The 18,807-nt window shown below is 65.6% G+C and carries 20 protein-coding genes and 1 tRNA gene; 10 read left to right on the top strand and 11 right to left on the bottom strand.

The window, feature by feature from the left end:
* Positions 1-43 precede the first annotated feature (43 nt).
* Positions 44-469, top strand: a complete 426-nt coding sequence (locus AC0GNO_RS18530; RefSeq protein WP_472905012.1) for a hypothetical protein — start codon at positions 44-46, stop codon at positions 467-469.
* Positions 466-648: a hypothetical protein gene (locus AC0GNO_RS18525; RefSeq protein WP_472905011.1), complete on the top strand. Its 183-nt coding sequence runs from the start codon at positions 466-468 to the stop codon at positions 646-648. The genes AC0GNO_RS18530 and AC0GNO_RS18525 overlap by 4 nt, the downstream gene beginning before the upstream one ends.
* 341 nt (positions 649-989) lie before the next feature.
* Here the strand turns inward: AC0GNO_RS18525 and AC0GNO_RS18520 are convergent.
* The 5 genes from AC0GNO_RS18520 to AC0GNO_RS18500 form a co-directional block, all read right to left on the bottom strand.
* A tRNA-Thr gene (locus tag AC0GNO_RS18520) sits at positions 990-1,065 on the bottom strand.
* A gap of 13 nt (positions 1,066-1,078) precedes the next feature.
* Entirely contained in the window at positions 1,079-2,098 is a 1,020-nt protein-coding gene (locus AC0GNO_RS18515; protein ID WP_472905010.1) for a class 1 fructose-bisphosphatase, read from the bottom strand.
* A gap of 144 nt (positions 2,099-2,242) precedes the next feature.
* On the bottom strand, positions 2,243-4,939 hold the full coding sequence (gene pepN / locus AC0GNO_RS18510) for an aminopeptidase N (RefSeq protein ID WP_472905009.1): 2,697 nt from the start codon (positions 4,937-4,939) through the stop codon (positions 2,243-2,245).
* Between the two features lie 2 nt (positions 4,940-4,941).
* Positions 4,942-6,046 (bottom strand): peptide chain release factor 2 gene (gene prfB, locus AC0GNO_RS18505; RefSeq protein ID WP_177138409.1). Its coding sequence is split into 2 segments (ribosomal slippage): positions 4,942-5,964 and positions 5,966-6,046, totalling 1,104 coding nucleotides; the frame shifts between segments, so codons are not numbered across the junction.
* 134 nt (positions 6,047-6,180) lie between these two features.
* Positions 6,181-7,089, bottom strand: coding sequence for an alpha/beta fold hydrolase (locus AC0GNO_RS18500; RefSeq protein ID WP_472905008.1), 909 nt, complete (start codon positions 7,087-7,089; stop codon positions 6,181-6,183).
* Between the two features lie 34 nt (positions 7,090-7,123).
* Here AC0GNO_RS18500 and AC0GNO_RS18495 point away from each other — a divergent pair, with 34 nt between their 5' ends.
* A complete protein-coding gene (locus AC0GNO_RS18495) occupies positions 7,124-8,875 on the top strand; it encodes an acyl-CoA synthetase (RefSeq protein WP_472905007.1) in 1,752 nt (583 codons plus the stop codon).
* A 6-nt stretch (positions 8,876-8,881) separates the two neighbouring features.
* On the opposite strand, the gene AC0GNO_RS18490 is transcribed toward AC0GNO_RS18495, so the two are convergent.
* On the bottom strand, positions 8,882-9,187 hold the full coding sequence (locus tag AC0GNO_RS18490; RefSeq protein ID WP_472890152.1) for an OmpA family protein: 306 nt from the start codon (positions 9,185-9,187) through the stop codon (positions 8,882-8,884).
* A 259-nt stretch (positions 9,188-9,446) separates the two neighbouring features.
* Here AC0GNO_RS18490 and AC0GNO_RS18485 point away from each other — a divergent pair, with 259 nt between their 5' ends.
* The 4 genes from AC0GNO_RS18485 to AC0GNO_RS18470 all read left to right on the top strand — a co-directional run bounded on the left by AC0GNO_RS18485 (position 9,447) and on the right by AC0GNO_RS18470 (position 12,028).
* Positions 9,447-10,490, top strand: a complete 1,044-nt coding sequence (locus AC0GNO_RS18485) for an aldo/keto reductase (RefSeq protein WP_472905006.1) — start codon at positions 9,447-9,449, stop codon at positions 10,488-10,490.
* Entirely contained in the window at positions 10,490-10,981 is a 492-nt protein-coding gene (locus AC0GNO_RS18480; RefSeq protein ID WP_472905005.1) for an aminoacyl-tRNA deacylase, read from the top strand. Before AC0GNO_RS18485 ends, AC0GNO_RS18480 begins: the two co-directional genes overlap by 1 nt.
* Before the next feature lie 64 nt (positions 10,982-11,045).
* Positions 11,046-11,675: a glycerol-3-phosphate 1-O-acyltransferase PlsY gene (gene plsY, locus AC0GNO_RS18475; protein WP_472905004.1), complete on the top strand. Its 630-nt coding sequence runs from the start codon at positions 11,046-11,048 to the stop codon at positions 11,673-11,675.
* On the top strand, positions 11,672-12,028 hold the full coding sequence (locus tag AC0GNO_RS18470; protein ID WP_472905003.1) for a RidA family protein: 357 nt from the start codon (positions 11,672-11,674) through the stop codon (positions 12,026-12,028). The genes plsY and AC0GNO_RS18470 overlap by 4 nt, the downstream gene beginning before the upstream one ends.
* Positions 12,029-12,032: 4 nt before the next feature.
* Here the strand turns inward: AC0GNO_RS18470 and AC0GNO_RS18465 are convergent, their stop codons facing one another.
* Positions 12,033-12,683 (bottom strand): retropepsin-like aspartic protease family protein, encoded by a 651-nt coding sequence (locus AC0GNO_RS18465; RefSeq protein WP_472905002.1) that lies wholly within the window; start codon positions 12,681-12,683, stop codon positions 12,033-12,035.
* A gap of 102 nt (positions 12,684-12,785) precedes the next feature.
* Complete coding sequence (locus AC0GNO_RS18460; RefSeq protein ID WP_177138396.1) at positions 12,786-13,277, bottom strand: YajQ family cyclic di-GMP-binding protein; 492 nt, start codon at positions 13,275-13,277, stop codon at positions 12,786-12,788.
* 40 nt (positions 13,278-13,317) lie between these two features.
* Here AC0GNO_RS18460 and murB point away from each other — a divergent pair, with 40 nt between their 5' ends.
* From murB to AC0GNO_RS18445, 3 genes are all read left to right on the top strand, one after another.
* Complete coding sequence (murB, locus tag AC0GNO_RS18455; RefSeq protein WP_472905001.1) at positions 13,318-14,367, top strand: UDP-N-acetylmuramate dehydrogenase; 1,050 nt, start codon at positions 13,318-13,320, stop codon at positions 14,365-14,367.
* Positions 14,368-14,509: 142 nt separating this feature from the next.
* Positions 14,510-15,046 (top strand): SRPBCC family protein, encoded by a 537-nt coding sequence (locus tag AC0GNO_RS18450; protein WP_472890158.1) that lies wholly within the window; start codon positions 14,510-14,512, stop codon positions 15,044-15,046.
* Positions 15,047-15,052: 6 nt separating this feature from the next.
* A complete protein-coding gene (locus AC0GNO_RS18445) occupies positions 15,053-16,594 on the top strand; it encodes a hypothetical protein (RefSeq protein ID WP_472905000.1) in 1,542 nt (513 codons plus the stop codon).
* 74 nt (positions 16,595-16,668) lie between these two features.
* On the opposite strand, the gene argG is transcribed toward AC0GNO_RS18445, so the two are convergent.
* From argG to AC0GNO_RS18430, 3 genes are read right to left on the bottom strand one after another with little or no spacing between them, the layout of a single operon-like run.
* Entirely contained in the window at positions 16,669-18,012 is a 1,344-nt protein-coding gene (argG, locus tag AC0GNO_RS18440) for an argininosuccinate synthase (protein WP_472904999.1), read from the bottom strand.
* An 8-nt stretch (positions 18,013-18,020) separates the two neighbouring features.
* Positions 18,021-18,338, bottom strand: coding sequence for a pyrimidine/purine nucleoside phosphorylase (gene ppnP / locus AC0GNO_RS18435; RefSeq protein ID WP_472890161.1), 318 nt, complete (start codon positions 18,336-18,338; stop codon positions 18,021-18,023).
* 39 nt (positions 18,339-18,377) lie between these two features.
* Positions 18,378-18,743 (bottom strand): arsenate reductase, encoded by a 366-nt coding sequence (locus tag AC0GNO_RS18430; protein ID WP_472890162.1) that lies wholly within the window; start codon positions 18,741-18,743, stop codon positions 18,378-18,380.
* Positions 18,744-18,807: the final 64 nt, after the last annotated feature.

Raw genomic sequence — 18,807 nt, 5'->3', positions numbered from 1 at the left:
GTCCAAGCTACGTTCAAAAGCCTGTAGTTTTGAGGAACACACCATGACTAGAAAATCCGCCGCCGCACTGGCAACCCCGACCATTTTCAGCACGAAGCGCCCGCCGCCGCCTGCTGGCCTGCCCCCTGGCGCTGCCGCGCTGTGGGTTTCAATCTGCGCCGGGCTTGACCCGAATTACTTTGCTGGTGCCGACCTAACGCTACTTGAAGCGCTGTGCATGGCAGACCATCAAAAGAGGCTTTGCGATGCGCTGGTGCTGCGTGACGGGCCTATCACGAGCGATGGCGCGATTAACCCCGCTGCGAAGCTATCGAACCAGTACGCGGGAACAATGGCCGCGCTATCGGGCAAGCTGCGACTGTGCAAGAGCGCCACGACAAGGCCAGAAAGCGCCGGGCTGAAAAAGGCTTTGCACAGCGGTTTGAAGCCGTGGGAAACCGACCCCGAGATGGAACAGTATTTTTCATGAGCCGCACACCAGAGCAGAACCTAGACGGGGTTATGCGCTACTTGAAGCACATAGAGCCCTTGCGGGAACAGTTCGAAAAGGTGACGCGCTATGACGTTGCAGCGATGCGGGCCCGGCTGGATTGCCTGGAGGCGCACATTGCCCAGCTAGAAGCGCGCATTGATGAGCTGGTGCCGTAGGGGGCCGTCCAAAACATGCCCCCTGCCAATATGTAAACCGACTGTTCTGGTTTGCGATAACGCTAACGCACAAGTCGTGTCGTGCGCGCGCGAGGGGTGGGGGGCCGTCCAACCTTTGCCGCCCTCGAACCGGCGACACCCCACCGTTTCGCACGCGGAGAAAAAATCCCCATTTGCGAAGTATTCAAATCAGCAAATGACCGAAGCCCCACGGCGGGGGGGGCTTTTCTTTTGTCTGGTGCTGGGTGGGATTGCCGAAATCGTCTTACATCCGCCCTTACATCGGACGGGAAAAGAAAAACCCCGCTACCGTTTTGATAGCAGGGTTTCCTTTGTTTACTTGGTGCCGGAGAGATGAATCGAACACCCGACCTTCTCATTACGAATGAGCTGCTCTACCGACTGAGCTACACCGGCTTGTAGCCCAAGATTATAGCGTGCTGTGGTAGCTGGTCAGGCGGTCGACTTCGTTCTTTGAGCCCAGCATCACGCTGACGCGTTCGTGCAGCTTGGTGGGCTGGATGTCGAGGATGCGCTGGTGGCCGTTGGTGGCGGCGCCACCTGCTTGCTCGACCAGCCAGCTCATGGGGTTGGCTTCGTACATCAAACGCAGCTTGCCTGGCTTCTCGGGTTCGCGCTTGTCCCAGGGGTACAGGAAGACGCCGCCGCGGGTGAGGATGCGGTGCACGTCGGCCACCATGCTGGCCACCCAGCGCATGTTGAAGTCCTTGCCGCGCGGGCCTTCCTTGCCGGCCAGGCATTCGTCCACATAGCGCTTCACCGGGGTGTCCCAGTGGCGCATGTTGCTCATGTTGACGGCAAACTCTTGGGTGTCGGCGGGGATCTGCAGGTGCTCTTTGGTGAGCACGAACGACCCCTGCTCCCGGTCGAGGGTGAACATGGCCACGCCGTCGCCCACGGTCAGCACCAGGGTGGTCTGCGGGCCGTACACGCAGTAGCCGGCGGCGACCTGCTGGCTGCCGGCCTGCAGGAAGTCCTGTTCGCTGACCGGATCGATGATGTCGGGGTCGTCGTTGCCTTTCTTGAGCACCGAAAAGATGGTGCCGATGGACACATTGACGTCGATGTTGGACGAGCCGTCGAGCGGGTCGAACAGCAGCAGGTATTCGCCCTTCGGATAGCGGTTGGGCACCACGTAGATGCCCTCCATTTCTTCGCTGGCCATGGCGGCGAGGTGGCCACCCCATTCGTTGGCTTCGATCAGCACCTCGTTGGCGATGATGTCGAGCTGCTTCTGCATTTCGCCTTGCACGTTTTCCGTGGTGGCGGCGCCGAGCACGCCGCCGAGGTCGCCTTTGTTGACGGCCTGGCTGATGCTCTTGCACGAGCGGGCCACCACTTCGAGCAGCAGGCGCAGGTCGCCGGGAATGTGGCCGTCGACGCGCTGTTGTTCGACGAGGTAGCGGGTGAGGGAGATGCGTTTGGTCATTTCAGTTCCTGACGTTTTTCGATAAGTCCAGCAACAGGCCGCAGCGCCGGGCCGCCCCAAGCAAGGCAAGCCCCTCGGGGGCAGCGACCCGCGAAGCGGTGTGAGCCCCGGGCCGGGCTGATAAGCACGGCACGCAAGGGGCTGTCATTCAGCGAGGGCGCGGGTCACGACCTCGCGCACGTCGTTGCTCAGATCGGGCTTCGCGGCCACGCGGGCGATGGCTTCGCGCGCTGCACTGCGGTAGGGTTCGGCGAGTTTCTTCCAGCGGTCCAGCGCGCGCGCGAGGCGGGCAGCGACCTGCGGGTTGAAGGCGTCGAGTTCGATCACGCGCTCGCGCCAGAACACATAGCCCGACGCATCGTTGCGGTGGAAGGCGCCCGGGTTGGCGCTGCAGTAGCTGAAGATCACGCTGCGCGCCCGGTTGGGGTTCTTCAGGTTGAAGTCCGGGTGGTTCAGCAACTGGCGCACGGCGGGCAACACGTTGCCACCCCGGTCGGGCGCGCCGGCCTGCAGCGCAAACCACTTGTCGATCACCAGGGCGTCGCTGCGGAAGATGGCGTGAAAGCGGGCGAGTGCGTCCAGCGCCAGCGGCTGGCCACTGACCACCAGGGCCGAGAGCGCGTTGAAGCGGTCGGTCATGTTGCCGGCGTCCTTGAAACGCTGGTAGGCCTTGCCGGGCCAGACCGCATCGCCGGTTTTGCGTGCGGCCAGGCAGAGCATGCTCAGGGCCAGGCCGGCCAGCGCGCGGCGGCCCGTACTGACCGGATCGGGGCGGTAGGCGCCGTTGTCCTTGTGGACTTCAAAGGCCCAGGCCCAGTCGTCAAACAGGGCTTCGGCCAGCTGCCCGCGCATGGTCTCGCGCACCGCGTGAATGCGCTGCGGATCGACCACGTCGAGCTGCTCGGCGATGTAGGTTTCGCCCGGCAGTGTGAGCACCAGTTCCTTGAACGCGGCGTCCAGCGTGGGGTGGCGCAGCACGTCGCGCATGGCGTCGAGGTAAGCGGCATCCAGCGGTTCGCTGGCCACGGGGCCTTCGGCGCGAATGGCGCCGAGCGCGCGGCGCAGGGCCAGGCGCTGGCCGGCTTCCCAGCGGTTGAAGGCGTCGGTGTCGTGGGCCAGCAGGCTCAGCAGCTGCGCATCGGTGTACTCGGCGTCCAGCAGCACCGGCGCCGAGAAGCCGCGCAGGATCGAGGGCACGGGTTCGGCGTCCACGTTGACGAAGGTGAAGCTTTCGCTGTCCTGCGTCAGCACAAACGTGCGGGTGCCGGTTTCGGGCTGGGTCCAGTGCGCGAGCTGCAGCGGCAGCTGATGGCCCTGGGCGTCGAGCAGGCCGATGGCGACCGGGATCACGAACGGCTCTTTCGCCGCCTGGCCGGGCGTGGGGGCGCAGCTTTGCGTGAGCGTGAGCGTGTAGCTGCGCGCTGCAGCGTCGTACACCCCGCGGGCCCGCACCAGCGGCGTGCCGGCCTGGCTGTACCAGCGCTTGAACTGCGGCAGCAGGCGGGCGAGGTCGCTGTCCGGGTTGGCGTCCGCCATCGCCTGCGCGAAATCGTCGCAGGTGACGGCGCTGCCGTCGTGGCGTTCGAAATACAGCTTCATGCCCGCGGCGAAACCGGCGCGTCCCACCAGGGTCTGCATCATGCGCACGACCTCGGCGCCTTTTTCGTAGACCGTGACGGTGTAGAAGTTGTTGATCTCGACGTAGCTGTCGGGCCGCACCGGGTGCGCCATCGGGCCTGCGTCTTCGGGGAACTGCGCGGTGCGCAGCACGCGCACGTCTTCGATGCGCTTGACCGCGCGCGCCGAGGGCTCGGCGCACAGGTCCATGCTGAATTCCTGGTCGCGGAAGACGGTCAGGCCCTCCTTGAGCGAGAGCTGGAACCAGTCACGGCAGGTGACGCGGTTGCCGGTCCAGTTGTGGAAGTACTCGTGGCCGACCACCGATTCGATGTTGGCGAAGTCGGTGTCGGTCGCGGTGGCGCTGTTGGCCAGCACGTACTTCGTGTTGAAGATGTTCAGGCCCTTGTTTTCCATCGCGCCCATGTTGAAGTCGCTGGTGGCGACGATCATGAAGCGCTCCAGATCGAGCGGCAGGCCGAAGCGGGCTTCGTCCCAGATCACGCTGGCGATCAGCGAGTTCATCGCGTGTTCGGTCTTGTCCATGTCGCCGGGGCGCACGAACACCTGCAGCAGGTGGTTGCTGCCGCTGCGCGTGGTGATGCGCTGCTCACGCGCCACCAGCTGGCCGGCCACGAGCGCAAACAGGTAGCAGGGTTTCTTGTGCGGGTCGACCCATTTGGCGAAGTGGCGGCCGTCGGGAAGCGCGCCTTCTTCGACCAGGTTGCCGTTGGACAGCAGCACCGGGTAGAGCTTCTTGTCGGCGCGCAGCGTCACGGTGTAGCTCGCCATCACGTCCGGACGGTCCAGGAAATACGTGATGCGGCGGAAACCTTCGGCCTCGCACTGCGTGAAGAAGGTTCCCTGGCTCACGTAGAGGCCCATGAGCTGGGTGTTCTTCTCGGGCGAACAGGTGGTGAAGATTTCAAGCTCGATCGGCGCGTCGCCGTCGGGCAGGTTTTCCAGCACCAGCTGGTTGCCGTCCATCTTGAACGAGCAGCCTGCGCCGTTGACCAGCACGCGCGCCAGGTTCAGGTCTTCGCCATCGAGCCGCAGCGCCTGCGCGGCCACGTCCGGGTTGCGGCGCAGGCGCATCTTGTTGAGCACCCGGGTCTTGGCCGGGTCAAGGTCGAAGCTCAGGTCGACGGTGTCGATCCAGTAGGCGGGTGCGGTGTAGTCTTCCCGACGGACCACGGTGGAGGGGCCTTCACGCAGTGAACTCATGCTCAGACTCCTTGTTTGAGAGACGCTTCGATGAAGGCGTCGAGATCGCCGTCCAGCACTTTCTGTGTGGCGGAAATTTCGACGTTGGTGCGCAGGTCCTTGATGCGGCTGTTGTCCAGCACGTAGCTGCGGATCTGGTGGCCCCAGCCCACGTCGGTCTTGGTGTCTTCCAGCTTCTGCTGTTCTTCCTGCTGCTTGCGCAGTTCAAAGTCGTACAGGCGCGAGCGCAGGCGTTTCCAGGCCACGTCGCGGTTGCTGTGCTGGCTGCGGCCATCCTGGCACTGCACCACGATGCCGGTGGGGATGTGCGTCAGGCGCACGGCCGAGTCGGTCTTGTTGATGTGCTGGCCGCCCGCGCCCGATGCGCGGAAGGTGTCGGTGCGCACGTCGGCCGGGTTGATGTTGATCTCGATCGAGTCGTCGATCTCGGGGTACACGAACACCGAGGCGAACGAGGTGTGGCGTCCGCCCGAGGAGTCGAACGGGCTCTTGCGCACCAGGCGGTGCACACCGGTTTCGGTGCGCAGCAGGCCGAAGGCGTAGTCGCCCTCGATCTTGATCGTGGCACCCTTGATGCCGGCGGTGTCGCCCGCGGTCTCGTCTTCGATCGTGGTCGTGAAGCCCTTGCGTTCGCAGTACTTGAGGTACTGGCGCAGCAGCATGCTGGCCCAGTCGCAGGCCTCGGTGCCGCCGGCGCCGGCCTGGATGTCCAGGAAGCAGTTCAGCGGATCGGCCGGGTTGTTGAACATGCGGCGGAATTCGAGCTTCTCCACCTCGACCGCGACCTTGGCGGCCTCGCCTTCGATGGTGATCAGCCCGGCGTCGTCGCCGTCCTCGCTCGACATCTCGAACAACTCGGTGTTGTCGGACAGCTCACCGGTGAGGCGGTCCAGCACGTGCACCACGTCTTCGAGCGATTTTTTCTCACGCCCCAGGTCCTGGGCGCGTTTGGGGTCGTTCCAGACCGTCGGGTCTTCCAGCGCGGATTCGACTTCTTTCAGTTTGGATGCTTTGGCATCGTAGTCAAAGATACCTCCGTAACTCGACCACGCGGGTGGTCAGGTCTTCGAGCTGGCTGCGGATGGTGTTGACGCGTTCTGCTTCCATGATGGGGCCTCAATCGGAATTCGGGGATGGGAGTCAGCCGGACAGGCGGGAAGCCGCCGTTGACAGAATCCGCGATTTTCTCATGCCAGCCGTCCCCTGGCACTGACGGCCCGGCATAGCCTCAGGGCAGCCTCTCAGATCAGGAAGTTCTCGATCAGCCGGGCGAGTTCTTCCGGCTGGTCGTGGTGCAGCATGTGGGCCGCGTCCTGGATCACCGCGTTCTGCAGGTCGGGTACCACCTGCAGGCGCTCGTGATACTGCGCCAGCGTGAACTGGTCTTTCCACCACTGGCTCAGGCTGTCGTCGCTCGCGGTCACGCTGAGCACCGGCGCGCTGATGCGGCGGTAGATCGCCAGCGCTTCTTCCACCTGGTAGAGGTGGGCGCTGATCACTTTGTGGGCCGCGTCCCCGAGGATCTGCCAGCGGCCCTGGGCATCGGGCGCTGCCCAGTGCTGCGCCAGCCAGTCGGCCTTGTCCTGCGGCAGGCGCGGGTTGGTCTTCATCAGGCGGCGGGCCACACCTTCGGCCGACTCGTAGGGTTTGAGGTCCATCTCGCCGCGGTGCAGGGCCTTGATCTCGTCCATCCACTTCGCATAACGCTCGGGCGCCTGGGCCGGGCGCGTGGCAGGCAGGCCGAAGCCTTCCAGGTTCACCAGGCGGCGGATGCGCTGCGGCCGCACGCCGGCGTACATCATGGCCACGTTGCCGCCCATGCTGTGGCCGACCAGATCGACCGGCTGCTCACCCGCGAAATGGTCGAGCAGGGCGTCGAGGTCGGCCAGGTAGTCGGGGAACCAGTAGCTGTCCGGCGCCGGATCGCTGCTTCGGGTCAGCCCGAAGCCGCGCCAGTCGGGGGCGATGATCCAGCGGTCGGTCTTCAGCGCGTCCACCATGAACTGCCACGAAGCCGACACGTCCATCCAGCCGTGCACCAGCACCAGCGGGGCCTGTCCGGGCACCGGTTCACCCCACTGACGCACGTGGTAGGACAGGTGGCGGATCGGCACAAACGTGCTGCGCGAGTCTTTCAGGGCTTGGTACATTCGATTCATCATAAAGACGAGACGGAGACCTTTCATGCGCCAGCGTCAAGCCAGCGACACCCCCGACCACTACGCCGATCTGCATGGCCGCTTTGGCTGGCAGGTGCCCAAGCGCTTCAACATGGCGGCGGTCTGCTCGCGCCGCTGGGCCGCCGATCCGGCCACGGCGCCACAGACCGCGGTGATCGCCACCGCGCCGGGGCAGCCCGACCGCCGCCACAGCTACGCCGAACTGCAGCAGCAGGCGAACCGACTGTCCAGCGCCCTGACGGCGCTTGGCGTGCGGCGTGGTGACCGGGTGGCGATCGTGATGCCGCAGCGCTTCGAGACCGCCGTGGCTTACATGGCGGTGCTGCAGATGGGCGCGGTGGGCATGCCGCTGTCGCAGCTGTTCGGCCCCGAGGCGCTGGAGTTCCGCCTGCAGGACAGCGAGGCGGTGGTCGCGATCTGTGACGGCAGCACGCTGGCGGCGGTGCAGTCGGTCAGCGGCAACTGCCCGCAGCTGCGGGCCCTGATCGCGGTCGAAGCGCCGGCGTCGGGTGCGCTGGCGTGGTCCGACTTGCTGGCTTCGGCTTCCGCGCGGTTCAAGGCGGTGGACACCTGGGCGGACGAAGCCGCGGTGCTGATCTACACCAGCGGCACCACCGGCAACCCCAAGGGCGCGCTGATTCCGCACCGCGCGCTCATCGGCAACCTCACGGGGTTTGTCTGCAGCCAGAACTGGTTTGGCTTTGATCCCTTCGATGTGGCCCAGCCTTCGCAGGCGGTGTTCTGGTCACCGGCCGACTGGGCCTGGACCGGTGGCCTGATGGACGCGCTGCTGCCCTCGCTGTATTTCGGCCGCCCCATCGTGGCCTTCAACGGCCGCTTCAGTCCGCAGGCCGCGTTTGAGCTGATGGAGCGCCACGGCGTCACGCACACCTTCCTGTTTCCGACCGCGCTCAAGGCCATGATGAAGGCCTATCCCCAGCCGCGAAAACAGTTCCGGGTGCAGCTGCAGGCCATCATGAGCGCGGGCGAGGCCGTGGGTGACGCGGTGTTTGCCTACTGCCAGAAACAGCTGGGCGTGACGGTCAACGAAATGTTTGGCCAGACCGAGATCAACTACATCGTGGGCAACTGCGCGCGGCTCTACCCGGCCAAGCCGGGGTCGATGGGCAAAGGCTACCCCGGGCACCGGGTGGCGGTGATCGACGACGAAGGTCACGAGTGCCCGGTGGGCGTGCCGGGCGACGTGGCGGTGCACCGGCTGGACGTGCACGGCTACCCGGACCCGATCTTTTTCCTCGGCTACTGGAAGAACGAGGCCGCCACGCGCGCCAAGTTCACCGGCGACATGGCCAGCAGTTGGTGCCGCACCGGCGACATGGCCATCCGCGACGCCGAGGGCTACCTCTGGTACCAGGGCCGGGCCGACGACGTGTTCAAGGCCGCGGGTTATCGCATCGGGCCGGGCGAGATCGAGAACTGCCTGGTCAAGCACCCGGCCGTGGCCAACGCGGCGGTGGTGCCCAAGCCCGACGCCGAGCGCGGTGCGGTGGTCAAGGCCTATGTGGTGCTGGCGCAGGAATACCTCAACGCCAAGCCAGGGCGAAGCCTGGGTGATGCCGGGTTTGAAGCGCGTCTCACGGCGGAACTGCAGGCCCATGTGAAGGGCAAGCTCGCACCGTACGAGTACCCGAAAGAGATCGAATTCGTCGAGTCCCTGCCCATGACCACCACCGGCAAGGTGCAGCGTCGCGTGTTGCGCCAGCAGGAAGAGGCGCGGGCCCGGGCGCTGGCGTGAAGACCCTCAGCGGGAGCCGCGACCGGGCGGCGCGGTGACGTGGATTTCCAGGCTGCGGCTCGCCGCCAGGCCTTCGGCCTGCAGCCGCGTTACCGACAGACCGCGTGCGATCAGGTAATCGCGCACGCTGTGCGCGCGGTCCAGCGCCAGCAGCCGGTTGGACGTTGCACGGCCCGTCTCGTCGCCGGGGCCCACGATGCGCAGGCGCGAATAGCCTCGCCCCTGCAGCCGTTGCGCGAGGGCATTGAGCTCGCGGGCGAGGGCGGGTTTGACGGCCGAGCGCCCTGGTGCAAATGCTTCCGCGACGGGCATATCAAGCGCGGTTCCAGTGGCTGGGCCAGAACGGTCGGGCCCTGGGCCAGGACCTCGGCCGGGCGTGCCACAGCCCGCCACGGCGACACACAAGGCCAGGGCAGAAAGCAGGTACAGGGGCTTGAATCGGTACATGGGCAACTCCAGAGCAATCAGGCAGACGGGTTCACGGGCGACACACGGGGCATTCCCGCGGCCCTAAACTTATAGACCGTTTCGGTCTTCCGGTTTCACGCCATACGCATTTGCACACTTCTTCATGAACACTGTTTCACTGGGCGCCAGCGCCCTGCAAGTCACCCCCATCTGCCTCGGCACCATGACCTTTGGTGAACAGGTCAACGAGACCGATGCCCACCGGATCCTGGACCGCTCGCTGGAACGGGGTGTCAACTTCATCGACGCGGCCGAGATGTATTCGGTGCCGGCGCGGGCCGAAACCTGCGGCGCCACCGAAACCATCCTCGGCAACTGGTTCGCCAAGACGCCGGGCGCACGCGAAAAACTCGTGCTGGCCACCAAGGTGGCGGGCCCCGCCCGCGGCATGCCCTGGCTGCGCCCCGAGGTGAGCAAGGCCGGCATCATCGAGGCCTGCGAAGCCAGCCTCAAGCGTCTGAAGACCGACGTGATCGACCTCTACCAGATCCACTGGCCGGCGCGCAACGTGCCCGCTTTCGGCGCGCTGTATTTCGATCCGGCCAAAGACAAGCCGGGTGTTTCCGTGCTGGAGCAGCTCGAAGCGCTGGCCGATCTGGTGAAAGCGGGAAAGGTGCGGGCGGTGGGCCTGTCGAACGAAACACCTTACGGCGTGCACGAGTTCGTGCGCCTGGCCGAGCAGCACGGCCTGCCGCGCGTGGCCACGGTGCAGAACCCGTATTGCCTGATCAACCGCAGCTACGAAAACGGGCTCGACGAAACCGGCCACCGTCTGGGCGTGTCGCTGCTGGCGTATTCACCGCTGGGCTTCGGCCTGCTGACCGGCAAATACGACGCCAACGGCTTGGTGGGCGACGCCGGGCGCATGGCGTTGTACGAATCGATGCGCAAACAGCGCTGGGGCCGGCCGGAAGCGCTGGATGCCGCGCGCCGCTACAACGCGCTGGCCCGCGAGCACGGCATGACGCCGGCGCAACTGGCGCTGGCCTTCTGCTACACCAACTGGCGCGTGGCCAGCACCATCATCGGCGTGACCTCGCTGGCGCAGCTGGACGAATGCCTGGATGCGTGGGGCACGGCGCTGTCGCCCGAACTGCTCAAAGAGATTGACAAAATCCGCTGGGAACTGCGCGATCCCGCCCAGTGATGGCGAAGAAGACCCACATCTCTGAAACCCCCGCCACCGCCTGGCTCAAGGCCCATGGCGTGGCCTTCACCGAGCACCCCTATGAGTACCTGGAGCACGGCGGTGCGCAGCACAGCGCCGCGGTGCTGGGCTTCGATCCCTTCGCCGTGGTCAAGACGCTGATCATGCAGGACGAGGCGGCGAAGCCGCTGGCGGTGCTGATGCACGGCAACCGCACGGTGTCCACCAAGAACCTGGCGCGCCAGATCGGCGCCAAGTCGGTCGAGCCCTGCAAACCCGAAGTGGCGAACCGGCACAGCGGCTATTTCGTGGGCGGCACCTCGCCCTTTGGTCTGAAGCGCGACATGCCGGTGTGGGTGGAGTCCACGGTGCTGGCGCTGCCGAAGATCTGGATCAACGGCGGGCGGCGCGGTTTCCTGGTCGGCATCGATCCGGCCGTGCTCAGCGGTCCGCTGGGGGCCAGGGCCGTGCAGTGCGCGCTGGCAGAATAGGCGACCGGAACCGCCCGCGCGCGCTGGACGCGCGAACCCCCAGAACAACAACGAGGACGTCGCCTTGGAATCCCTCTACCCCGCCATCGCTACCCTGGCCGCCTACCTGATCGGTTCGCTGTCTTTTGCTGTCCTGGTCAGTCGCGCGATGGGCCTGAACGACCCGCGCACCTTCGGCAGCAAAAACCCTGGTGCCACCAACGTGCTGCGCTCGGGCAGCAAGGCCGCTGCCATCGTCACGCTGCTGCTGGATGCCTTCAAGGGCTGGCTGCCGGTGGTGGCCGTGAAGTGGTGGGGCGATGCCTGGGGGCTGGGCGATGGGACGGTGGCGCTGGTCGGCCTGGCGGCTTTTCTCGGGCACCTGTATCCGGTGTTCTTCCGCTTCCAGGGTGGCAAGGGTGTGGCCACGGCGGCCGGCGTGATCCTCGGTTTCAACCCTTGGCTCGGCCTCGCTTCGCTGGCCACCTGGGTGATCGTGGCGTTTTTCTTCCGCTATTCCTCGCTCGCCTCCATCGTCACGGCGGTGTTCGCCCCGGCGTACTACCTGTTTGGCCGCCAGGTGGCCTGGGACGCGCCGAATGTGATGGTGCTGAGCCTGGCGGTCATGGGCATCCTGCTGGTGTGGCGCCACGCTGAAAACATCAACCGGTTGTTCGCCGGCAAAGAAAGCAAACTGGGGTCCAAAAGCCAATGAGCAACGATATTCAGCGCCACGGCGTGGCGGCCCGCTACAGCGAAGCGGCGGTTATCAACGGCGTGGTCTACCTCGCCGGCATGGTGCCCGAACGGGGCGATACACACATCCGGGGTCAGACGCAGGACGTGCTCGACCAGGTCCAGCAGCGCCTGCAGGAAGCCGGCAGCGACAAGTCGCGCATCCTGCGCGCACAGATCTACCTGACCGACATCCGCGAAATCGGCATCATGAACGAGGTGTGGGACGCCTGGGTGGTGCCGGGCACCGCGCCGCCGCGTGCCACGGTGCAGGCCGCGCTGGCCAACCCGGACTGGAAGATCGAGATCGTGGTGACGGCTGCGCAGGCCTGAACGGTCAGAAACGTTTTTCCAGGGTGAGCTGGTCGTTGGTGCGCTGCATCTGGAAGCGGGTGAGGAAGGTGTTGCCGAGCAGCACAAAGGGCATGGGTTGCGGCGACACGATGGCCGCCACGTCGTACACCACAACATCACCCAGACGCACCGAATCCAGCTTGATGAGGTAGCCGTTGGCCGCGCCATTGGCGGTGTTCATTTGGACCTTCTGTCCTTGTTCGAACTTCAGGTTGATGCGCCGGGCTTCGGCTTCGCCGATGCCGATGCCGGTGGCCCCGGTGTCCACCATGAACTGCACCGTCTTGCCATTGATCTGGCCCTGCGGCATGAAGTGCCCACGAGCATCGGCCGTCAGCACGATGCGCTGGCCACCGCCGCCGCTGGGCGCCATGCGGCCCACGCTCACCGGTGCATCACCCACCCGCAATGTCTGGCGCTTGCCCTCGATCTCGATCACAGCGGTGTCGTCCTGGGCGCTGATCAGGCGCACGCCCTGATGCGTCTGCCCCGCGCTCATGAACCGGGGCGCGCCCCCGTCGATCACCACCAGCGCCTTGCTGCCGCTCATGCCCGAGAGCGCGACCGACTGCGCCAGCGAGGCGTTGGCAACGAGGGCCAGAAGCAGTGCGGGACAAAGAAACGATGTGCGCATGAAGTGCCTTGACCGAGGGCGCCGAGGGTCCGGCTTTGCCGGCCCAAAGGCGCCGCCCCCTTGAGGGGGTGACGCGCCCTCAGGCGCGGCGCGGGGGTGAGCTCAATCTCTGAAATTGTTGAACGACAAAGGCAGGTCTTTCAGCTCGCTCTTGATCAGCGCCATGGCGGCCTGCAGGTCGTCGCGTTTGGCGCCGGTCACGCGCACCGCGTCGCCCTGGATGGCACCCTGCACCTTGATCTTGCTGCCCTTGAGGGTTTGCTGGATTTTTTTGCCGTCTTCGGTGCTGATGCCGTTTTTGACTTTCACCACCTGCTTGACCTTGTCGCCGCCGATCTTTTCGACCTTGCCGGCATCGAGGAAGCGCACGTCCACGCCGCGCTTGGCCAGTTTGGCCACCAGCACGTCGTTGACCTGGGTGAGCTGGAAGTCGGCATCACCGAACAGGGTGATTTCCTTTTCCTTGTCCTTGAGTTCGATGCCAGCGCTGGTGCCCTTGAAGTCAAAGCGGGTGCCGATTTCGCGCGCGACCTGTTCGACCGCGTTTTTCACTTCCACAAGATCGGCTTCGAGAACGGTGTCAAAAGAAGGCATGGTGCGTGGTTCCAGAAAGCGTGGGTGAGACAATCTTCAGATGTTAGTCGAGAACAATGTGGCGCTCCAGCCCTTCAACAGTTTTGGCATCGCGGCGCGGGCCCAGCGGTTCGCGCGCGTGCGCTCCGAGGCGGATCTGGCCGCGCTGATGACCAGCCCGGACTGGGCAGCCCCGGTGTTCGTGCTCGGCGGGGGCAGCAACCTCGTGATCACGGGCGATATCAAGGCGCTGGTGCTCAAGGTCGACATCCTGGGCCGCCGGCTGGTGGAAGAAACCGCCAAGGGCTGGGTCGTGGAGGCCGGCGCGGGCGAAAGCTGGCACCCGTTCGTGGCCTGGACGCTGGAGCAGGGCTGGCCCGGTCTGGAAAACCTGGCGCTGATCCCCGGTTCGGTGGGGGCTTCGCCGGTACAGAACATCGGTGCCTACGGCGTGGAACTGCAGGACCGTTTTCATTCCCTCGACGCCATCGACCTGCAGACCGGTCGCGCGTTCACGCTCGATGCGGCGCAATGCGGTTTTGGCTACCGCGATTCGGTGTTCAAGCACGCACCAACGGATGCGCGCAGCTTCGGCCTGGCGGGTCGGGCGCTGATCACCCGCGTGCGCTTCCTGCTGCCCAAACCCTGGAAGCCGGTGCTGGGCTACCTGGACCTGGAACGCAAGATGGCCGAGACCGGCATCCACGCGCCCGACGCCCAGCAGATCTTTGACTGGGTGGTGGCGATCCGGCGCGCCAAACTGCCCGACCCGGCGGTGATCGGCAACGCCGGCAGCTTCTTCAAGAACCCCACCGTCACGCCCGAGCAGTGCGCCGACATCATCGCGCGCGACCCGAAGGTGGTGCACTACCCCATGCCCGACGGCAGCATCAAGCTGGCGGCGGGCTGGCTGATCGATGCCTGCGGCTGGAAGGGCAAGAGCGTGGGCAACGCCGCCGTGTACGAAAAGCAGGCGCTGGTGCTGGTCAACCGCGGCGGCCCCAGCCACCCCTGCACCGGCGGCGAGGTCATGACGCTGGCCAAGGCGATCCAGACCAGTGTCTACGAGCGTTTCGGCATCCGGCTGGAGCCCGAGCCGGTGGTGGTCTGAGCGGTTTCAGGGTGGGTCGAGCGCCGGGTGAGGGGGCTTGAACCCGCGCCTGCACGGCAGCGGCGACACCGCTGTAGCATGCGGAGACATGAGGGATCCAAACACTTTGCGCATGGCCAGGCGGTTTTTCCTGGCGCTTTGTATGGCACCCATTGCACACCCAGAAGCCTTGGCGGGCGCCGAGCCCATCGACATCACGGCCACCCGTCAAGGCCGCATGGTGGCGATCGGCATGCACGCCACCGTGCTGGCTCCCCAAAGTGTCATCTGGGCCACCCTGACCGACTACGACAACACGGCGAAATGGATCACGGGCATGGACCGCAGCGTGGTCCTGCAGCGCATGCCCGGGCGCGTGGTGGTCGAGCAGAGCGGCAGCGCAGACATCCTGTTTTTCACCATGACGCTCAATGTCGTGCTGGAGGTCGAGGAGGACCCGCCGGGACGCATCGGCGTGAAGCTGGTTCGGGGCGATTTCAGGCACCTCGAAGGGGAGTACCTGCTCACGAGCGTGCCGGGCGTCCGGGACCGCTACGACCTCACTTGGAAAGGCAAACTGGAGCTGGCCTCGCCGGTGCCGGGATTTCTGGCGCAGCCGCTGCTGAAAGAGAACGTCCGCCTCCGGTTTGAAAGCCTGGTGGCCGAGATCGAACGGCGCGCCAAGGCCGCGCGGGAGTAGTTGGACGTGCGGGCCGCAGCAACCAATACCCAGGTGCTGCACGCTGGCCACGGCCTCGTGATGGCGTTGCTGCTGTTGATCCTGTCGGCCTGTTCCAGCCTGACGGTGGACAGCACCACCGACCCGTCGGACACGGAGGAGACCCGCTGCCGGCGCTGGTTTTCCCTGCTGGACCAGCAGATCGCGCAGCACGGCGTGGGCGACGCCCAGGATCAGCGCATCGCGGGGTTTCCCCAGCTGCGCGTTTCCCGCTTTGCGGCGTCGTTTCGCGACCAGGCTGCACAAGACCGGGCGGATTTCGGCGACTGGCTGGACCTGCTGCAAGTCCTGGGCGCAGAGGCCCATGCGATCGAGATCGCCAACCTGCCCGAGGCGGTTGTGGACGTGTTGCCGGGCAACGAGCCGGCGTCCGACAACCGGGAAAGGGCCATGGCCCGGACGCAGCACTGCGCCCAGGTGCTGAGCGACCTGGATCGCGCTGCTCCCGATCGGCGGGCCATGCTGCTGGACAGGGCGGTCGTGCCCGATGCGTATTCCACCGCTGCTCGGGTGTGGGGGATGTACGCGCTGACCCGCCTGCCTTTTGCTGCCGGTGTGCGGCGCTGGCAGGCCGACACCGTGGCGGCTTTCAATGTGGCCGGGCCCTCGGAGGGTGTACCCATCACGCGTTACGTGCCTCTCGAACCTGGCGATGGATACCGCACCGAAGCATTCACACGCGTCCCGCGCGATGCGCTGGGTATTCCGCAACTGGACGAAGCCCTTCGGCAGCAACTGCTGGACCGGCATGCCCCCGTGTTTGCCCTGCCGGTCGAGGGCGGCTTTGACCGCATCGGTGCGCTGAAACTGGCCGGCGACGGAACGCCCGACGTGGACACCACGCAGCCGACGGTGTACCGCCGCATCGCGTTCGTGCGCCAGGGGCAGAAGACGCTGGTGCAACTGGTGTATCTCGCCTGGTTTCCGGAGCGACCTCCGGCCGGCAGTGTCGACCTGCTCGCGGGGACCTTGGACGGACTGGTCTGGCGCGTCACGCTGGACGATCAGGGCCGACCGCTGCTCTACGACTCGATCCACGCCTGCGGCTGTTACCACCTGTTTTTTCCCACCCGTTCCCTGCGTGCGAAGCCTGCGCCCGAGCCCGGCATCGAATGGCTGTTCACGCCGGCCAATCCACCCGAACTGGCGAGGGGCGAGCGCATGCTGTTGCACCTGGCACCCCGGACCCACTACCTCACCGGACTGGCCGCTACACGCGAACCGCAAGGCGAGCGCTACCGGAGCTTGCCCGAGGGGCTGCTGCGCTCACTGCCCCTGCCGGGCGGTGGTCATCGCAGCCTCTACGGTCCCGACGGCATCATCGCGGGCACGCAGCGGGGCGAGCGTTACCTGTTCTGGCCCATGGGCGTGCGCGATGCGGGCGCGCAGCGCCAGTGGGGCCAACACGCCACGGCCTTTGTCGGGCGGCGGCATTTTGACGACCCGCACCTGGTCGATCAACGTTTTGACGTCGTCGAACCATCCGGGGCCGGTGCCGAAAGTCACTGACAGCCGGTGGCCGCGCCCAGAAGCGGGAAAGCCGCTCCCTGGAGCGGCTTTCAACACGGCGCAGGTGGCAGGACTCAATCCCCGTTCTTGTCGCCTTCCAGTCGCAGCATCTGCGCGCCTTCGCCCAGCGACAGCAGGCCGCTCTTGGCGTAGATGCCGAGTTTGGCGCGCGTGTCGACGATGTCGAGGTTGCGCATGGTCAGCTGGCCGATGCGGTCCAGCGGCGTGAACGGCGCGTCTTCCACCTTTTCCATCGACAGGCGCTCGGGCGCGTACGTCAGGTTCGGGCTCTCGGTGTTCATGATCGAGTAGTCGTTGCCGCGGCGCAGTTCGATGGTGACTTCGCCGGTGATGGCGCGCGCCACCCAGCGCTGGGCGGTTTCGCGCAACATGATGGACTGCGGGTCGAACCAGCGGCCCTGGTAGAGCAGGCGGCCGAGTTTCAGGCCGTTGATGCGGTACTGCTCGATCGTGTCTTCGTTGTGGATGCCGGTCACCAGGCGCTCGTAGGCGATGTGCAGCAGCGCCAGGCCCGGGGCTTCGTAGATGCCGCGGCTCTTGGCTTCGATGATGCGGTTCTCGATCTGGTCGCTCATGCCCAGACCGTGGCGCCCGCCGATGCGGTTGGCTTCCAGGATCAGGTCCACCGGCGAATCGAAGGTCTGGCCGTTCAGGGCGACCGGCTGGCCTTCTTCGAAGCGCACCGTCACGGTTTCGCGTTTGACCTCGACCTCATCTTTCCAGAACGCCACGCCCATGATGGGGTTGACGATGGTGATGCCGCTGTTGAGGTGCTCCAGGTCTTTCGCCTCGTGCGTGGCGCCCAGCATGTTGCTGTCGGTGGAGTAGGCCTTTTCGGCGCTCATCTTGTAGCCAAAGCCGTTGGCCGTCATGAAGGCGCTCATCTCGGCGCGGCCACCCAGTTCGTCGATGAACAGCTGGTCGAGCCAGGGCTTGTAGATCTTCAGGCTGGGGTTGGTGAGCAGGCCGTAGCGGTAGAAACGCTCGATGTCGTTGCCCTTGTAGGTGCTGCCGTCGCCCCAGATGTGGACGTCGTCTTCCTTCATCGCGGCCACCAGCATGGTGCCGGTCACGGCGCGGCCCAGCGGCGTGGTGTTGAAGTAGGTCACGCCCGCGGTGCTGATGTGGAAGGCGCCGCACTGCAGCGCGGCAATGCCTTCGTGCGCCAGCTGGGTGCGGCAGTCGATCAGACGCGCCAGTTCGGCGCCGTACTGCATGGCCTTGCGCGGGATCTCGTCGTAGTCCGGCTCGTCGGGCTGGCCGAGGTTGGCGGTGTAGGCGTAGGGGATCGCGCCCTTCTGCTTCATCCACAGCAGGGCGGCGGAGGTGTCGAGGCCGCCGGAAAAGGCGATGCCGACTTTCTGTTGCGTGGGCAGGTTCTGAAGAATGGTGGCCATGTGTGTGCTCAGCCGAAATGGCAGATGTAGTGGTAGGGCTCGGTCACCCGGATGTCGAAGCTGCTGTTGCCGGGGATGCTGAACTTGTCGCCCGGGCCGGACTTGAGCCAGGCGTCGGTGCCGGCCAGCTTGTATTCGCAGCCGCCGGCAACGCATTCCATGATCTCGGGCGCGCCGGTGTTGAAGGTGAGGTTGGCTGGCAGCACCACGCCGACCGATTTCTTGGTGCCGTCCGGGTAGGTGATGCCGTGGCTGACGCATTTGCCGTCGAAATAGACGCTGGCCTGGGTGGTGACGGACACGCCGCTGATCTGGGTGGTGCTCATGGGAAGGAGGGTGTGAAAAGTGGAGGCGAAACCGCGATTTTAGGCGGGCGGGGTTGCTCTGGCTCGTTGTGCCCAGTCCGTGGCGTCAAAGCCCACGGTGATCTGGCCGTCGGCCCAGACCACCACCGGGCGTTTGATCACGCTGGCGTGCACCACCAACAATTCGTGGGCACTGGCGTTGTCCACCACGGCGTTGCGCGTGGGTTCGTCCAGCCCGCGCCAGGTCGTGCCCTTGCGGTTGACGAGCTTTTCCCAGCCTGCGGCGGCCAGCCAGCGGTCGAGATCGGCCTCGGGAACGCCCTGTTTCTTGAAATCGTGGAACGTGTGTTCGACGCCGTGTTCCGTCAGCCAGGCGCGGGCCTTCTTGACGGTGTCGCAATTGGGGATGCCGTAGAGGATGGTCATGGTGCCATTGTCGGAGAAATGGCCCGCCGGCCAGGTGGGCCAGAAGACCAATGGGACAATAGCT

Source organism: Hydrogenophaga sp. L310, from assembly GCF_055703065.1.
The sequence above is the reverse complement of the archived record's forward strand: the minus strand, read 5'-3'. Positions and strand labels throughout refer to the sequence as shown.